The sequence below is a fragment of the Ensifer adhaerens genome, from assembly GCF_028993555.1.
In the GTDB taxonomy this organism is placed as follows: Bacteria; Pseudomonadota; Alphaproteobacteria; order Rhizobiales; family Rhizobiaceae; genus Ensifer; species Ensifer adhaerens_I.
Genome location: NZ_CP118610.1, coordinates 775,800 through 791,086 on the forward strand (window position 1 = coordinate 775,800; position 15,287 = coordinate 791,086).

15 protein-coding genes are annotated in these 15,287 nt (G+C 62.1%); 8 read left to right on the forward strand and 7 right to left on the reverse strand.

From position 1 onward, the window contains the following. Positions 1–169: 169 nt before the first annotated feature. Positions 170–325, reverse strand: a complete 156-nt coding sequence (locus PWG15_RS03685; protein ID WP_275023155.1) for a hypothetical protein — start codon at positions 323–325, stop codon at positions 170–172. Here PWG15_RS03685 and PWG15_RS03690 point away from each other — a divergent pair. Next, positions 324–707 (forward strand): hypothetical protein, encoded by a 384-nt coding sequence (locus PWG15_RS03690; RefSeq protein ID WP_275024490.1) that lies wholly within the window; start codon positions 324–326, stop codon positions 705–707. The genes PWG15_RS03685 and PWG15_RS03690 overlap by 2 nt on opposite strands. A gap of 51 nt (positions 708–758) precedes the next feature. Here PWG15_RS03690 and PWG15_RS03695 read toward each other — a convergent pair whose 3' ends face one another. Beyond that, positions 759–1,646, reverse strand: a complete 888-nt coding sequence (locus PWG15_RS03695) for a uracil-DNA glycosylase (RefSeq protein ID WP_275023157.1) — start codon at positions 1,644–1,646, stop codon at positions 759–761. A gap of 108 nt (positions 1,647–1,754) precedes the next feature. After that, entirely contained in the window at positions 1,755–3,053 is a 1,299-nt protein-coding gene (locus tag PWG15_RS03700) for an Hsp70 family protein (protein ID WP_275023158.1), read from the reverse strand. Between the two features lie 459 nt (positions 3,054–3,512). On the opposite strand from PWG15_RS03700, the gene PWG15_RS03705 reads away from it, so the two are divergent. Then, complete coding sequence (locus PWG15_RS03705; protein ID WP_275023159.1) at positions 3,513–5,174, forward strand: electron transfer flavoprotein-ubiquinone oxidoreductase; 1,662 nt, start codon at positions 3,513–3,515, stop codon at positions 5,172–5,174. Between the two features lie 96 nt (positions 5,175–5,270). Here PWG15_RS03705 and PWG15_RS03710 read toward each other — a convergent pair whose 3' ends face one another. Continuing rightward, positions 5,271–6,161 carry an alpha/beta fold hydrolase gene (locus tag PWG15_RS03710; protein ID WP_275023161.1) on the reverse strand — a complete coding sequence of 297 codons (891 nt, stop codon included), beginning with the start codon at positions 6,159–6,161 and terminating at the stop codon, positions 5,271–5,273. 97 nt (positions 6,162–6,258) lie between these two features. On the opposite strand from PWG15_RS03710, the gene PWG15_RS03715 reads away from it, so the two are divergent. The 3 genes from PWG15_RS03715 to PWG15_RS03725 all read left to right on the forward strand — a co-directional run bounded on the left by PWG15_RS03715 (position 6,259) and on the right by PWG15_RS03725 (position 9,058). Continuing rightward, positions 6,259–6,831, forward strand: a complete 573-nt coding sequence (locus tag PWG15_RS03715) for a CGNR zinc finger domain-containing protein (protein ID WP_275023162.1) — start codon at positions 6,259–6,261, stop codon at positions 6,829–6,831. Between the two features lie 230 nt (positions 6,832–7,061). Further along, complete coding sequence (locus PWG15_RS03720; protein WP_275023163.1) at positions 7,062–8,060, forward strand: ABC transporter substrate-binding protein; 999 nt, start codon at positions 7,062–7,064, stop codon at positions 8,058–8,060. 110 nt (positions 8,061–8,170) lie between these two features. Next, positions 8,171–9,058: an ABC transporter permease gene (locus PWG15_RS03725; RefSeq protein WP_275023165.1), complete on the forward strand. Its 888-nt coding sequence runs from the start codon at positions 8,171–8,173 to the stop codon at positions 9,056–9,058. Positions 9,059–9,132: 74 nt separating this feature from the next. Here PWG15_RS03725 and PWG15_RS03730 read toward each other — a convergent pair whose 3' ends face one another. After that, a complete protein-coding gene (locus PWG15_RS03730; protein ID WP_275023167.1) occupies positions 9,133–10,041 on the reverse strand; it encodes a DMT family transporter in 909 nt (302 codons plus the stop codon). A gap of 152 nt (positions 10,042–10,193) precedes the next feature. Between PWG15_RS03730 and PWG15_RS03735 the strand changes: the two genes are divergently transcribed. Together PWG15_RS03735 and PWG15_RS03740 are read left to right on the forward strand one after the other, a co-directional pair. Then, a complete protein-coding gene (locus PWG15_RS03735; RefSeq protein WP_065372470.1) occupies positions 10,194–10,667 on the forward strand; it encodes an Lrp/AsnC family transcriptional regulator in 474 nt (157 codons plus the stop codon). Positions 10,668–10,813: 146 nt separating this feature from the next. Further along, complete coding sequence (locus tag PWG15_RS03740; protein WP_275023169.1) at positions 10,814–11,737, forward strand: diacylglycerol/lipid kinase family protein; 924 nt, start codon at positions 10,814–10,816, stop codon at positions 11,735–11,737. Here PWG15_RS03740 and PWG15_RS03745 read toward each other — a convergent pair. Continuing rightward, positions 11,674–13,203: an ArnT family glycosyltransferase gene (locus PWG15_RS03745; protein WP_275023170.1), complete on the reverse strand. Its 1,530-nt coding sequence runs from the start codon at positions 13,201–13,203 to the stop codon at positions 11,674–11,676. The two genes, PWG15_RS03740 and PWG15_RS03745, sit on opposite strands and share 64 nt — an antisense overlap. Continuing rightward, positions 13,196–14,173, reverse strand: coding sequence for a glycosyltransferase family 2 protein (locus PWG15_RS03750; RefSeq protein ID WP_275023172.1), 978 nt, complete (start codon positions 14,171–14,173; stop codon positions 13,196–13,198). The genes PWG15_RS03745 and PWG15_RS03750 overlap by 8 nt, the downstream gene beginning before the upstream one ends. 133 nt (positions 14,174–14,306) lie before the next feature. Here PWG15_RS03750 and PWG15_RS03755 point away from each other — a divergent pair, with 133 nt between their 5' ends. Next, positions 14,307–15,260, forward strand: a complete 954-nt coding sequence (locus tag PWG15_RS03755; protein ID WP_275023173.1) for a lysylphosphatidylglycerol synthase domain-containing protein — start codon at positions 14,307–14,309, stop codon at positions 15,258–15,260. Positions 15,261–15,287: the final 27 nt, after the last annotated feature.

Here is a 15,287-nt window from a genome sequence, read left to right on the forward strand (position 1 = left end):
CATCAAGCCTGATGAGAGGCAGGGTATGGGGAGCGAGGACGGTCTGGCAGGGGCCGGATGAGCCTGACACTCCTGGGTCGGGACGAGTGTGGCTCTATCCAGTTTTTCAGGCGCTGTCGATTGCGACAGGCGATGGCAAAAAGGCGGTGAGCTTCTTTGCCGGCAGTGATCAGTTCGGCAGCAGCGGGCTCACGGCCACGCGGTGGGCGCGGCGTGCGTCCTTCTTGGTGCTAAGGGCAGTGTATTCGCGCGAGGCGCGCACCGCCGTGCCGATGTCGGAGATCGAATCGAACAGGACCTTGAGGCTTACGATGGGCTTGGTCATGGTTTCGTTCCTTGTCTCGTCGTCGGGTCGTAAAAACGATGCGGCACGCGATACGCTGGCGTCGCGTATCGCGTGGGGATCAGCGCTGAATGAAATCGGCAAAAATCTGCGCCGGACGGGTGGTCCGGGCAAGGCCGATCGCGGTCATCTGCTCGTTGGCTGCCGTGCCGAAACGGTTGAACGGCGTCCGTTGAGCAGCGCCGGTGTGACGGAGCGTCTCAAAGCTGCTGTGGATCGGACGAAAGCGGGCAGTCATGGTTCAATTCCTTATTCCATTCCTCCCGTGTCAGCATATTGCGCTGCAACATTTCATTTTGCAATGCGTCATAATGCGCCGCTGATATGCGCAAACCGCATGGCTTTCTTCATTCTTTGTTCATAAAGCGGGCAGGCGAGGTTGGCGCCGCATGGGCGCACCGCTCTTCGGCGAGAATCAGCCTTGGATCCGGGCCTTGAAGGCAAGCAGGTCCTGCCAGGCGAAGCGCTTGTTGACCGGTGCCGTCACCAGGTCCTGCGGATGTAGCGTCGCAAGAGTCGGCACCGTGATGCCGCCGATCGCAAGCTCGCGCCATTCGCCGCGAAGCTGATGGATCGTGTCGCTGCCGCCGAAAAAGAACCGGGCGGTGAAATTGCCGAGCAGGAGCAGATGCTTGGGCTCGGCAAGGGCGATTTGTCGTTCGATGAAGGGACGGCAGATGTCGGCTTCGCGCGCCGTCGGCACGCGGTTGCCCGGCGGGCGCCAGGGTACGACGTTGCTCAGCAGTACGCTTTCCCGCGTCAGGCCGATGCCGGCGATCATGCGGGTCAGCATCTCGCCAAGCCGGCCTGCGAATGGCTGGCCGTCGCGATCGTCGTCGGCATAGGGCATCGGGCCCACGATCATGATGCCACTTGCCGGGTCGCCCTCGGCAAAAACGAGGTTGCGGGCGCTGTTCCTCAGATTGCAGCCGGCAAAGCCTTCCATCGCAACCCTGAGCTCGGCGAGCGATCGGGCTGATTCGGCGGCAAAGCGCGCCTCTTCGATGGCCTGCGCGTCGGGAATGGCGACGGCAGGGGCGCTCGCAGCCGGAGCGGTTGCGCGGGAGGGGGCAGAGGCCGGGGCTGTTGCTGCTGCCTGGCGCGCCGGCGCTTGCGAAGCCGGCGCCTCTGCACGGTTGTTGGCCGTCTGCGCGCGTGCATTACCGCGCGCCGCCTTCATTGCCTCGAACTCGGCGAAGCGGTCGACCGGCTCCTCTTCCAGCAGCCATTCGACGCCCGCATCAGCATGGAAGGCGAGGAGGGCGGCAAGCTGCGCCGGAGAGAGGTCGTGGGCGGAAATCATGGCCGCCAACCTAACCCATAAGCCGCCGAACCGGAACACGTTTTCCGGCCTGCCGCTTCCCTATCCAAGGTCATCGCCTGTCTTTCCTGCCCTTGGGGTGCCGTCAGATCAGGCTGCGTTCGCCGTCCAGTGGGCGATGTCGTCGTGCTCGCCGATCAGCGCCAGGCCATGGGCGATCGACAACAGCTCGCCGCCGCTCTCGATGCGGCTTGAATCGAAACGGCGTTCGAAGATCGAGCGCACCGCCGGGACGAAGGACGTGCCGCCAGTGAGGAAGACCTTGTCGATCGTCTCTGGCCGCGTCGCGGTCGACTGCAGTACATCGTCGAGTGCGCCTTCGATGCGCGCGATCTCTGGTGCAATCCAGCCTTCGAAGTCACTGCGGCGAACGGTGCGGCGCGACATTTCGCCGAGTGGGGCGAAGTAGAATTCGGTCTCGTCTTCCTTCGACAGTTGCATCTTCGTTGCCGAGATCGCGTTATAGAGCGGATAGCCCTCATCATGCTCGATCAGGTCAACGAACGCCTCGAGCTTTTCCGGCTCCAGGCTCTGGCGCACGAGCTTTTTCAGATCGGTGAAATCTTTCAACGTCTTGAAGATGGAAAGCTGATTCCAGCGGCCAAAATTCGCATAGTAATTCGATGGTACTTCAAGCAGCTTGTCGAAGCTCTTGAACAGACTCCCCTTTCCAATCAGCGGCGAGACGACGTTGTCGATGATGCGGAAGTCGAAATGGTCGCCGGCAATGCCGACGCCCGAGTGGCCGATCGGGGTTGCGGTCAACCGCCCTGCCTTGGTCTCGAAGCGGATCAGCGAATAGTCGGTGGTGCCGCCGCCGAAGTCGGCGACGAGCACGGTGGCATCCTGCTTCAGGTTTTGCGCGAAGTAGAAGGCGGCTGCCACGGGCTCGTAGACATAGTGCACTTCCGGAAAGCCGAATTCGGAGAGTGCGGCGCCGTAGCGCTCAAGCGCCAGCGCCGGATCGGGGCTGGAGCCGGCGAAGTGAACCGGCCGGCCGACGACGATGCGGCTGTACTGGTCTGTCCAGCCGTCGCCGGCATAATCGCGCAGCTTCGTCAGGAACACCCGCATCAGATCCTCGAAGCTGTGGCGTTTGGCGAAGACCTGCGTGCCCTGGAAGAGGGGGCTTGCGGCAAAGGTCTTGATCGACTGCAGGAAACGACAGTCGCCCGGATTGTCGATGAAGGCGCGGATCGCGGCCTGGCCCGCCTCGACCTTCAGCGCCTGGGCGCCGAGATGGGCGTCCTTCATGAAGGAGAGGGCCGTCCGCATGGCATCGGTCGAGCCGGCGAGGCTGTCGAACCGCATCGAATGGGTGGTGTCGCCGGCCGCGACCGCCAGAACCGAGTTGGTCGTACCGAAATCAAAGCCCAGTGCCTTGGCCATGGGGTGTCTCTCCTTGCGTCTGGCGTCGCTTCGCCGACCGGTGTGAGGCCGGTGGCGCGCAACGCAACTTGAATTCTGTAGGGCCGCCTCCGCGTGTGCAGGCAGCCGAGTCCACGACCGACAAAAGACACGCTGCTCCGGCGCCTGAGGGCGCCTTGTCGAGTGCCGATTGCGAATGGGATGTGCCAGCGCCTACCACCGGAAGGGCGGCGGCCTCGTCGCACGGCTCTTCGGCAAAAGCAAGGCCAGTTGGTCAATAGCGTCCGTACGCGACAAAATGATGTATTTACGTTTACGTACACGTCATATAAATAATTGCCCTAAACTCATGACCTCATGCGCAAAAGCGGGCATCGTCTGTCGCATCCCGGCTCGACAAGCCAAACTGCATTTGCCATGACGGGATGATATGTCCTGGGAACTGAGCCGGCAGAAGACCGGTGAGACTGGAGAGGCGGAATGACCGAGCAAGAACTGCCCGAACGCGAGAGCATGGAGTTCGACGTTGTGATCGTCGGCGCGGGGCCGGCCGGTCTTGCGGCCGCGATCCGGCTGAAGCAGGTCAATCCGGATCTGTCTGTCGTCGTGCTCGAAAAGGGCGCCGAAGTCGGCGCGCATATTCTCTCGGGCGCGGTCGTCGATCCCATCGGTATCGACCGTCTGCTGCCGGGTTGGCGCGAGGAAGCCGACCATCCGTTCAAGACCGAGGTCACGGACGACCACTTCCTGTTCCTGGGCCCCGCCGGCTCGATCCGCCTGCCGAATTTCCTGATGCCGCCGCTGATGAACAATCACGGCAACTACATCGTCTCGCTCGGCAACGTCTGTCGGTGGCTGGCAGGCCATGCCGAAGCGCTCGGCGTCGAGATTTATCCGGGCTTTGCCGCAACCGAAGTGCTCTACAACGACGAGGGCGCCGTCATCGGTGTCGCCACCGGCGACATGGGCATCGAGCGGAATGGCGAGCCGGGACCGAACTTCGCCCGCGGCATGGCGCTGTTGGGCAAATACACGCTGATCGGCGAGGGCGTGCGCGGTTCGCTCGCCAAGCAGCTGATCGCCAAGTTCGATCTGTCGAAAGACCGCGACGTCCAGAAGTTCGGCATCGGGCTCAAGGAACTCTGGCAGGTCAAGCCCGAGCACCATCGTCCAGGCCTGGTGCAGCATTCCTTCGGCTGGCCGCTCGGCATGAAGACCGGCGGCGGCTCGTTCCTCTACCATCTCGAAGACAACATGGTCGCCGTCGGCTTCGTCGTGCACCTCAACTACAAGAACCCGTATCTCTTCCCGTTCGAGGAGTTCCAGCGCTTCAAGACGCACCCGGCGATTCGCGGCACTTTTGAGGGCGGCAAGCGGCTCTCTTATGGTGCCCGTGCGATCACCGAGGGCGGCTACCAGTCGGTGCCGAAGCTGTCGTTCCCCGGCGGCGCGCTGATCGGCTGTTCGGCCGGTCTCGTCAACGTGCCGCGCATCAAGGGCAGCCACAATGCGGTGCTGTCGGGCATTCTTGCGGCCGAGAAGCTGGCGGCGGCGATCGCGGCCGGCCGTGCCAATGACGAGCCGATCGAGATCGAGCGCGGCTGGCGCGACAGCGCCATCGGCCAGGACCTGAAGCGGGTGAGGAACGTCAAGCCGCTGTGGTCGAAGTTCGGCACGGCGGTGGGCGTGGCGCTCGGCGGTCTCGACATGTGGACCAACCAGCTGTTCGGCTTCTCCTTCTTCGGCACGCTGAAACACGGCAAGACCGACGCGCAGTCGCTCGAGCCCGCAGCGCAGCACCAGAAGATCGATTATCCGAAGCCGGATGGCGTGCTGACATTCGACCGTCTGTCCTCGGTGTTCCTGTCGAACACCAACCATGAGGAAGATCAGCCGGTCCATCTGCAGGTGAAGGATCTGGACCTGCAGAAGCGCTCCGAGCACGACGTCTTTGCCGGCCCGTCGACGCGCTACTGTCCGGCGGGCGTCTACGAATGGGTCGAGAAGGACGGCAAGGACGTCTTCGTCATCAACGCCCAGAACTGCGTGCACTGCAAGACCTGCGATATCAAGGATCCGAACCAGAACATCAACTGGGTGCCACCGCAGGGCGGCGAAGGCCCGGTCTATCCGAACATGTAAGGCTCGGGCCGGCTGGTCCGACGGACAAGCCAACAGCGCAAGCAAACAACGAAGCGGCGTCGGAGAATTTCTCTGGCGCCGTTTCTTTTCTTGAGGCTACCAGACCCTGTCGACGAAATCGGCGATGAGCGGCGCTATCTCGGGCAGCTTTTCTTCCAGCGCGAAGTGGCCGGTATCGAAGAGATGCAATGCTGCCTCGGGCACGTCGCGCAGATAGGCGCGCGCGCCGGGCTCTGTGAAGAACGGGTCGTTCTTGCCCCAGGTAATCAGTGTCGGCGGGCGATCACGCCTGAGCCAGTCCTGCCATTCGGCATAGCGCGCAAGGTTGCTCTTGTAGTCGAAGAAGAGGTCGTGTTGCGGCTGGCGCCGCTCCGGCAGATCGAGAAAATGCTGGTCCATCGTCCAGCCGTCCGGCGCAACCCGATCCGGTTCGCTCGTGCCGCCCTCGTATTGGGCGCGTGTCATTTCCACCGTCAGCAATTGCCCGATTCGCTCCCCGGCGTCGGCGTCATCAGGCGTTAGCGCGATGAAGCTCCGCGCCGCCTCAGACAGGCCTTCGTGATAGGCGTTGCCATTCTGCACGATCAGGCCTGCGATCCGTTCCGGTCGGCGGGTGGCGAGTCGGAAGCCGACCGGCGCGCCGAAGTCGAAGACGTAGAGCATGTATCGCCTGAGCTTCAGCGCGTCGACAAAACCCTCGATCAGGTCCGCCAGGCGGTCGAAACTGTAGGTGAACTGGCCGCCGGCTCTGGCCGAGACCGGCGCGTCGCTATGGCCGAAACCCGGGTAATCGGGCGCGATCAGACGGTAGTGGCCGCCAAGCGCATCCATCAGGCGGCGATACTGGTGGGAGGATGACGGGAAACCATGCAGAAGCAGGAGCGTCGGGGCGTCGGCCCTCCGCGGTTCGCTCTCCCGGTAAAACAGGCGGATGCCGTCGATCTCGATGAAGCGATGGCGAATGACGGGGATGCCGGCAATCGACATTTAACACTCCTGATTTGTGAGTTTATGCATTAGAATTGCACCGGGAAGACTAATGTGTCAATTCTTAAAATAGACATTAGCTTGAGCGAGGTTGAAAATGGATGTGTCGCCATTTGTGGGTGAGCCCCTGGCGCTGGACCTCGTGAACACGCGGCCCCAGGTGTCAGCGGAAGTGATTGACCTGATTGCCGATGGCGATGGGCTGAGGGCATGGGTCGAGCTGGAAAAAGAGCGGCTTGCAGGCGTGCCCTCGGATGAATTGGCAGCCATCTCCACTGATGAGCTGGAGCAAATCCATTCCGTGCGCGCCTGTCTGGCGATGGCGCTCGATCACCAGATGCGCGGGCTTGCCGTGCCGGCCAGGGCGATCGAGGGGCTCAATGCAGCGATGCGAGCCGCCCCCGCCATCCATAGACTCGACTGGGGCGACCCGCCCATTGTCGAAACTCGTAGGGAAGGATCAGCCGCGGCAGCCCTGGCGGCGCTTCTTGCGGAGGATGCCGCCGCCATGCTGGCGGGTCCGCAGCGCCAGTTGATCCGCAAATGCGAGGCGGATGACTGCGTCATGCTGTTCGTCGGCAACAATGCCCGGCGGCGCTGGTGTTCGACGACGCGCTGCGGAAACCGTGTCCGGGTGTCACGCTATTATCAGCGCAGCAAAGCGTCCTGACCCGCGCCTCAGCGATCACAACATTGGGAGAGGCACCCGCTGACGCAAATGGGAAAGTCCTTGCCGGAAAACCCCGTTAGCTTTCATGGTGTCATCGGCTCAAAGCCGACGAATCCGCAGGCCTTTCGGTCCCTGTTGTTTCGAGTTGGACTGAGCCCTGTGACACTGCCGATCCCCGCGGTGAGATCGGCAGTGCGATGGGATGCACCGCCAGAACAAAGGGAACGGAAATGATGAAGCTTCTTGCAACGACCTGCCTGGCCGCCGGCCTGCTTGGCCTTGCCGGCACCGCCTCGGCTGCCGAATGCGGCGATGTGACGATCGCCAACATGAACTGGCAGAGCGCCGAAGTGCTGGCGAGCGTCGACAAGATCATCCTGACGGAAGGCTACGGCTGTAACGCCGAACTGGTCGTTGGCGACACGGTGCCGACGATCACCTCGATGATCGAGAAGGGACAACCGGATGTCGCGCCGGAAGGCTGGGTCGACCTGCTTCCGGATGTCGTCAATCGCGGGCTCGAGGAAGGCAAGCTCGTCGGTGCCGCCGTCGCCCTTTCCGATGGTGCGGTGCAGGGCTGGTGGGTGCCGAAGTACATCGTCGATGCCAATCCCGACATCAAGACGATCGATGATGCCCTGAAACACAAGGAACTGTTCCCGGATCCGGAAGACGCCAGCAAGGGCGCGGTCTTCAACGGCCCGCAGGGCTGGGGCGGAACCGTCGTGACGACGCAGCTCTACAAGGCCTATGGTGGTGAGGCCGCGGGCTTCACGCTGGTCGATACCGGCTCGGCCGCCGGCCTCGATGGCTCGATCGCCAAGGCCTATGAGCGCAAGCAGGGCTGGGTCGGCTACTACTGGGCTCCGACAGCACTTCTCGGCAAGTACGAGATGGTCAAGCTCGGGCATGGTGTCGAGGCGGATGCCGCTGAATGGAAGCGTTGCAACACGGTCGCCGATTGCCCGGACCCGAAGAAGAATGACTGGCCGAAGGACAAGGTACAGACGCTGGTCACCAAAGCCTTTGCCGATCGTGCCGGCTCGGCCATGGACTATCTCAACAAGCGCGCCTGGACCAATGATACGGTCAACAAACTGATGGCCTGGATGACCGACAACCAGGCAAGCGGCGAGGAGGGCGCCAAGCACTTCCTCCAGGAAAACCCCGACATCTGGACCCAGTGGGTCTCGCCCGAGGTCGCCGATAAGGTCAAGGCTGCGCTCTGACCGCGACCGATTGAACCCATGGGCGGCGCGATTCCCACGCCGCCTCTTTGTTTGAGCCCGGCAACAGCAAAACAACAATCGCGGCCGGTGAGATGTGAAGGGGAATCGGAATGGACTGGTTGACCCAGTTTCCACACATGGACGACGAAAGCCTGCGAGCGCTCAAGAAGGCGATCGACGAGGGATTTCGCGGTTTTACGCGCGCCTATGGTGACGCAATCGAGGGCTTCTTCGAGCCCTTGCAGTTCTTTCTGATCCAGTCGGAGCGCTTCATGACGAAGACGCCCTGGCCGATCATCCTGGTGTTGATCGCGCTGATCGCCTGGTTTGCAAGCCGCAACTGGAAGATCGTTGGCGGCTGCATCGCTACGCTGCTTTTGATCGGCTACTTCGACATGTGGGACGATACGATGAAGACGATCTCGATGATCTTCGTCTGTACCGTATTGTCGATCGCCATCGGCATTCCGATCGGCATCGTCATGTCCCGGTCGGACCGGTTCCAGAATATTGTCAATCCGATCCTCGACGTGATGCAGACGATGCCGAGTTTCGTCTATCTGATCCCGGTCGTGATGCTGCTCGGCATCGGCAAGGTTCCGGGACTGATCGCCGTCGTCATCTATGCCATCCCGCCGATGATCCGGCTCACCAATCTCGGTATCCGCCTGGTCGACAAGGATGTGCTGGAGGCAGCCGACGCATTCGGTTCGTCGGGATGGCAGAAGCTCAAGAACGTGCAGATGCCACTGGCCCTGCCGACGATCATGGCGGGTATCAACCAGACGATCATGATGGCGCTCGCCATGGTGGTCATCGCCTCGATGATCGGTGTGCAGGGGCTTGGCCAGCCGGTGCTGAAAGCGATTGCCAACCAGTACTTTACGCTCGGCATCTTCAACGGTCTCGCGATCGTCGGCATTGCGATCATCTTCGATCGTGTCAGTCAGGCCTATGGTCATCGCCTGCAGAAGCATCGCGAAATCATCCACGGCTGAGGCGAGCGATCTCAAGAAAAGAAAAGGCCCCGGAGGAAAGCGTCCGGGGCTTTTGTTATTGGGACGTTCCGGTTTTACGTTCGGGTAGAAAGAACGCCGGTCGAAAGCGCCACCCCGACAGCCGTGACGACTGCAGCCAGCATTTCGAACGGGCCGATCTGCTCGCCGAGCAGGACCGCACCGCCGATCATCGCGAGCACCGGGGTCAACGCCGTGAAGGCCGCCGCCTGAGTGCTGCCGAGGCTCTTCACCGCAAAGCCGTAGGCGACCATGGCGACCAGCCCGGAGAGGATGCCCTGGCTGGTGATCTGCAGGGCGATCTCCTTGATCGGGACGCCGGCAAGTGTGCTTCCGAAGCAGGCGGCAAGCACCAGATGGATCAGGAACGACCAGGCCGCAATCAAGGCGCTCCCTTGAAGGGGGCTCAGGCCCGATCGGCGGAAGGCGTGGGTGTAGATGGCCCAGAGCGTGGCCGCTGCGGGTAACAGCGCATATCCGGCCCACCCTGTGGACGCTGAAGCTGCAAGGTTGCGTGCCAGCAGGATGACGACGCCGACGACGATCGCGGCAAAACCCACCATCCGCATCCGGTCCGGACGTTCGCCAAAGAGCGTCATGCCGATCAGGGCCGTGGCAAGCGGCATCGAACCGCCGAGAAGAATGCCGACAGAGGAGGCGGGAACGGAGTGGATCGCGAAGGCGGAGACCTGGAAGAAGACCGCGCCGGAGCCGGCAACCATCAGGGCGAGGAGCAGGATCGGCAGCTTGCGCGGCAGGAGCCCGGTCTTGAGCCAGACCGGCGTGAGCAGGAGTGCCGGTACGCCGTAGCGGATCAGGCCGAGGTCGATCGTGCCCAGCGCGGTGCCGGCCGAATGGCGCGTTGCGAGAATCCAGCCCGCCCAGATGAGGACGGTCACGACGGCCCCGGCATAGCCGGCGGTGGCGGGCGACGTATTGCCGCGAGCAAGCGTAAGCGCAACCATTTGAATTTCCTTCCCGATTTGGATATCTGAGAGGCTTTTGGGTCTGGAAGGAAGATTACGCCCGGAAGGCCGGGCATGTCCTTGCGATTTGTGCCTGAAATAGACTATCATCAGCAATTATGTGCCAATTGTAACCTTTGAAGTTTGCGAACATGCCAAATCTCGATAAATTCGACCTCGCCATCCTCAGGATCCTCCAGGAGGATGCGCGCGCGACGAACGTCGAGATCGCCGAAAAGGTCAATCTTTCGCCGTCGCCCTGCCTCAGGCGCATCCGCAATCTGGAGAAATCCGGCATCCTGCGCGGCTATCGGGCCGATATCGACCGCAAGGAAGCCGGTCTCGGGCTCACGGTTTTCGTGGAGATCAAGGTGGGACGGCACAGCCGCGAGAATGCGCAGCTGCAGCAGGAGGCTCTGCTCGCCATTCCCGAGGTGGTGTCCTGTTTCCTGATCTCGGGCAACGCCGACTTCCTCGCCGAGGTCGTCGTCGAGGATCTCCCGGCCTACGAGACGCTCTTGACCGAGACGCTGCTTGCCTTGCCGGGTGTGACCGATATCCGCTCGAACTTCGCGATCCGATCGATCAAGACGGGCGGGCCGTTGAAGTTACCCGAGCCGCGCTGAACCGCCGTCCTTGCCGGTCTCGGAGCGCCGACCGGCACGCGCTCGACTCCCGTTAAGTTTCGGTAAGGTCCTGGAATTGGCCGCAAACGCGATTATCTGATCGCGGTGAGCAGCATTGCCGCGGCAACGGAGCCAGTGACCCATTCATGAAAATCAAGGCGATCTTCAATCGTGACGGCGGAACCTTCCGCACGACAGATATGGCGGCCTATGGCCGGAAGGTCGAGGAGGTTTTCCAGACCGCCGGCCACCAGATCGAAATTGCGGCGGTTTGCGGCAGCGAGATGCAGGAGGCCCTGGAGCGCACGTGCCGGCGCGACGACCTCGATGCAATCCTCGCGGGCGGTGGCGACGGCACGATTTCTGCCGCTGCCGGTGTCGCCTGGAAGAACCGCATGCCGCTCGGCGTCGTTCCCGCCGGGACGATGAACCTCTTTGCCCGCACGCTGAAGCTGCCGCTCGATATCTGGAAGGTGCCGGAGGTTCTGGCAAGGGGCGTGATTATCGATGGTGACATCGGCAGCGCCGATGGCCGGGCCTTCGTGCATCAGTTTTCCATGGGCCTGCATGCCCGCATGGTGCGCTATCGCGAGTCTTTCAGCTTTCGTTCGAGGGCAGGCAAGATCGCCGCAAGCACCCGCGCCGCGGTGGGCGTCATCCTCAATCCGCCCGATTTCGAGATCGAGTTCGACGTCGACGGCCACAAGGAGAGCCGTCATGTTTCGGCGGTCTCAGTCTCGAACAATCCGTTCGGCCGCGATACGCTGATGTATGCCGACGATGTCACAGCCGGCCATCTCGGTTTCTACACGGCGCCACCGCTGAGCCCGCCGGGCGTGGCCAAGCTCGCCTTTGACGTGATGCGCGGCAAATTCCGCGACAGCCCGCTGATTACCGCCATGAGCGGCCATGCGCTCGATCTGCATTTCCCCAAAGTGGAGCGCAAGATCAACTGCGTCATCGACGGTGAACTCCTGCCGATGGGCCGTGACGTCGCGCTTCGCATTCACCCGGGTGAGCTCAAGTTGCTCGTCGGTGCCGATCGCGACGGGTCGGCGATCCAGAAATAGCCGAAGCCGTAGCGATCCGGCAGATTGCCGTGGAGATAGGGCAGGGCGAGCAGCTTTGGCTGCATCGCCGCTTCCGGCACGCTGAGCGACGTCAGGAAGTCGAGAAGCCATTCGGGTGGCTGAGCGTCCAGCTTGCCATTGTCGCTCCAGACCACGAGGAGCGGCCCGGTCAGATGCTCGATCGGGGAGCCGCTGCTGTTGCCGGGCACGAATACCTTGGCGCCGTGCAGGCGCGTACGCACATTCCCTCCAAGCAGTTTGTCCGCGGCGATGACCATCGCCGGTTCGGCTCCCTCCTGTCGGACCACGGTATCGACAAGGGTGCTGTAGGGAATGCTCAGCCTCGACACTTTGCCGAACCAGGGGCGAACAACCGCGCGTGCCGAGACAGCCACCAACGTTGTGACGACGATCAAGGCGACGATAAGCAGGAAGGGACGAACGCTGCGTGCGGTGTCGACGCCGGAAGCCTCCACCTTGAGGGCGAGATAGAGCGGCAGCAGGACGAGAAAGAGAACCAGCCATTTTTCCCGCATGTGGGTGGCGCCGACTGTCAGCATGATCAGCAGCACGGTGCCGAGGCACAGCAGCAACATGCGCCCGATGACACGTGTCCACTGGCTTTCGGCGCGCCAGATGGCCGGCAGGTCTTTGCGGAAGACGAGAGCAAAGACGATCAGCGGGATGGCGGCGCCACGAAGGGTGGCTGCGACCAGCGCAACGACCCCTTTGAGCGCCTTCGTCAGGTAGCTCGTCTGTTGGGCCGTTCCCATTTCATTGAGGGTATTGCGCGAGGCGGCGCCGAGGTTTTCGAGAATCCAGTAGCCGTGCGGCAGCGCAATCAGCGTGCAGACGGCGATCGCAACCAGAATGCGCCAGTCGAAGAGGCGGGCGCGAAGCTTCGGCTCGGGCAGGATCGCAAGTATCGCAGCGGTCGGGACGAGTGCGAAATTGTACTTCGAGATGACGCCGATACCGACCGCCGCGCCGGTCAGAACGTAAGCGAACAGACTTGGCCGTGTCATCGTCCGGACGAAAGCGTAGAGGAACAGCGACACGGCAAACAGTGCCGCGACCGTATGCGAAAGGTCGCGCTGTGCAAGCAGGAAGATCGGCGGAAAGGTCAGGACGCCGACCGTTGCGATCGCTGTCAGGCGTCGATCGTTGAGAACCTCGCGTGCTGCGAGGCCGTAGAAGAGGCAACAGAGAAACAGAAGCCCGTTTTTCAGCACGGTCATCGTCGCAAGCGACGGCCCGAAAACGGAGGTGAGCCCGTATTGCAGCCAATTGTAGAACGGGGGCTGCGAACCGTAACCGAGCATCAGGAACTGCGAGACGAAGGCTTGTTCCGACTCATCGATTTCGAGCGATGGGGAAATGGCAAGGCGCATGCCGATGCAGAGCAGGAAGTAACCGGCGATCAGCGCAACGACGGTGTTTGGCCGACGGTTGACGATGTCAAGCATCGGCCGGGTCCCGGACGAAGACCTGCCGCACGATGTAGTTGGTGGTGTCGTCGTCGCGGAAGTAGGTTCGCGCCATCATTTCCGCGAGAATGCCCGTCGTGATGAGCTGGACCGACGAGAGGAACAGCATGACGCCGACGATCAGCATCGGTCGTGTTCCGATATCGTTGCCGAGGATGAACTTGTCGAAGCCGAGATAGACGAGGATCAGAGCGCTGAGCGCACCGGTCGCAAGCCCGATCGAGCCGAAGAAGTGTCCCGGGCGCGCCTTGTAACGCATGAAAAAGAGCACCGACAGCAGATCGAGAATCACGCGGAAGGTTCTGGAGATCCCGTACTTGGATTGGCCGTGCTGACGGGCATGGTGGGTCACGGGCATCTCGCCGATGCGGCTGCTCGGCACCACGCCGGCGACCCAGGCGGGGATGAAGCGGTGCATTTCGCCCATCAGCTTCACCTGCTTGATGACCGAGGTTCGATAGACCTTGAGACTGCAGCCATAGTCATGCAGCCTGACGCCGGTGATCTTGCCGATCAGGCGGTTGGCGCACCAGGAAGGGATCTTCCTGAGCAGCAGGCCATCCTGCCGGTTCTTGCGCCAGCCGACCAGCAGGTCGAGCTCGCGCTCCTCGATCGCCTTGACCATTTCGGGAATATCGGCCGGGTCGTTCTGCAGGTCGCCGTCGAGTGTAGCGATCAGGCGTCCGGTGGCAGCATCGATGCCGGCCTGCATCGCCGCCGTTTGCCCGAAGTTCTTCTGCAGTTCGACGATCTTGAGATCGAGGTTCGGATCGGAAAGAGCCTTCCGCGCATTTGCAAGCGTTCGGTCGGTGCTGCCGTCGTCGACGAGGATCAGTTCCCACGGAGACGGATAGTTCGCCAGCGCATCGCGGACACGTGTGATCAGCGGCTGGATGCTGTCCTCCTCGTTGAACACGGGAATGACGACGGATAGTTCGATGGGGTACATAGGAACAGCTCGTACATGCGACGCTTACAATGCCGCAAGATTTGGATTGGGCCTTACATAACCGTTTTCTTGCACAGTTATCAGTGATAACCAACGTTCAATCTTGCGTTTCAACACGGGAAATCGAGACCTGATGACTTCGGATTGCGAGTCCGACCGGCGATCCTGGCTCGCCCGCAACCGGATGACATTGCTTTCGGCAGGTGCCATTGCGGCCTATGCGGCCTTCGTCGAATGGTTCTGGGGGTGGCCGGCACTGCTGAGGCAATGGTCCGAGATTGGCTTCAGTTCGGCAGGCGCTGCTCTGGTGCTACTTGTCGCGACCTACTTCATTCGCTGCTATCGCATCTATGATTACTTCCCGAACGAAACGGCGGGGCGCTTCCTGCCTCTGTTTCGTGTCACCCAGGTCCATAATCTCCTGAACATCATGCTGCCGTTTCGCGCCGGTGAAACGAGCTTCCCGCTTCTGATGCGCTCCGAGTTTTCGGTGCCGCTTGCACGCGGCACCTCCGCTCTTCTGGTGATGCGCCTGCTCGACCTGCATGCCCTTCTCGTCGTTGCGGCCGTCGGCCTCGTCATGGGCAGCGGATCAGCCGCCCTGTGGATTGCATGGTTTGCTGCGTTCGTCTCGCCGCTTCTCTTCTTTCTTGTGAAGGGGCAAGTGATTGCTCTGGCACGTAGGCTATTGCCGTCCAAGCTCGATGCCATTGTCGATGAATTGGAGGCGGGCGTCCCGGCCAACATCGTCGCGTTCCTGCGCGCCTGGGGCATGACCATCCTCAATTGGGCGGTCAAGGTGCTCGTACTTGCCTGGGTGCTGGCCTTCATGGGTGTTGCGCCACTGGCCGCCTGTTTCGGTGGCGCCCTTGGCGGCGAACTTTCCTCTGTGCTGCCGATGCATGCGCCCGCCGGCGTCGGTACCTATCCGGCCGCGATCGCGGCCGGCGCGGTATCCTTCGGCGCTGGCGCCGATCGCGTCGGACTGGAGCAGCTTGCGGCGGCCGGCGTCAACGCACACCTCTTGATCATCGTGTCCGCGGTGGCGGGCACGATGTTGTCGATGGTCCTCGGCAGACGGCGCTGAGCAATTCCAGGAAAAGGGTGAAGCGGT

Bases quoted from the DNA above. Each gene is read 5' to 3' on its own strand.
- PWG15_RS03690 (WP_275024490.1), top strand. From the start codon at position 324: ATGGTTTCGTTCCTTGTCTCGTCGTCGGGTCGTAAAAACGATGCGGCA.
- PWG15_RS03685 (WP_275023155.1), bottom strand. From the start codon at position 325: ATGACCAAGCCCATCGTAAGCCTCAAGGTCCTGTTCGATTCGATCTCC.
- PWG15_RS03695 (WP_275023157.1), bottom strand. From the start codon at position 1,646: ATGATTTCCGCCCACGACCTCTCTCCGGCGCAGCTTGCCGCCCTCCTC.
- PWG15_RS03700 (WP_275023158.1), bottom strand. From the start codon at position 3,053: ATGGCCAAGGCACTGGGCTTTGATTTCGGTACGACCAACTCGGTTCTG.
- PWG15_RS03705 (WP_275023159.1), top strand. From the start codon at position 3,513: ATGACCGAGCAAGAACTGCCCGAACGCGAGAGCATGGAGTTCGACGTT.
- PWG15_RS03710 (WP_275023161.1), bottom strand. From the start codon at position 6,161: ATGTCGATTGCCGGCATCCCCGTCATTCGCCATCGCTTCATCGAGATC.
- PWG15_RS03715 (WP_275023162.1), top strand. From the start codon at position 6,259: ATGGATGTGTCGCCATTTGTGGGTGAGCCCCTGGCGCTGGACCTCGTG.
- PWG15_RS03720 (WP_275023163.1), top strand. From the start codon at position 7,062: ATGATGAAGCTTCTTGCAACGACCTGCCTGGCCGCCGGCCTGCTTGGC.
- PWG15_RS03725 (WP_275023165.1), top strand. From the start codon at position 8,171: ATGGACTGGTTGACCCAGTTTCCACACATGGACGACGAAAGCCTGCGA.
- PWG15_RS03730 (WP_275023167.1), bottom strand. From the start codon at position 10,041: ATGGTTGCGCTTACGCTTGCTCGCGGCAATACGTCGCCCGCCACCGCC.
- PWG15_RS03735 (WP_065372470.1), top strand. From the start codon at position 10,194: ATGCCAAATCTCGATAAATTCGACCTCGCCATCCTCAGGATCCTCCAG.
- PWG15_RS03740 (WP_275023169.1), top strand. From the start codon at position 10,814: ATGAAAATCAAGGCGATCTTCAATCGTGACGGCGGAACCTTCCGCACG.
- PWG15_RS03745 (WP_275023170.1), bottom strand. From the start codon at position 13,203: ATGCTTGACATCGTCAACCGTCGGCCAAACACCGTCGTTGCGCTGATC.
- PWG15_RS03750 (WP_275023172.1), bottom strand. From the start codon at position 14,173: ATGTACCCCATCGAACTATCCGTCGTCATTCCCGTGTTCAACGAGGAG.
- PWG15_RS03755 (WP_275023173.1), top strand. From the start codon at position 14,307: ATGACTTCGGATTGCGAGTCCGACCGGCGATCCTGGCTCGCCCGCAAC.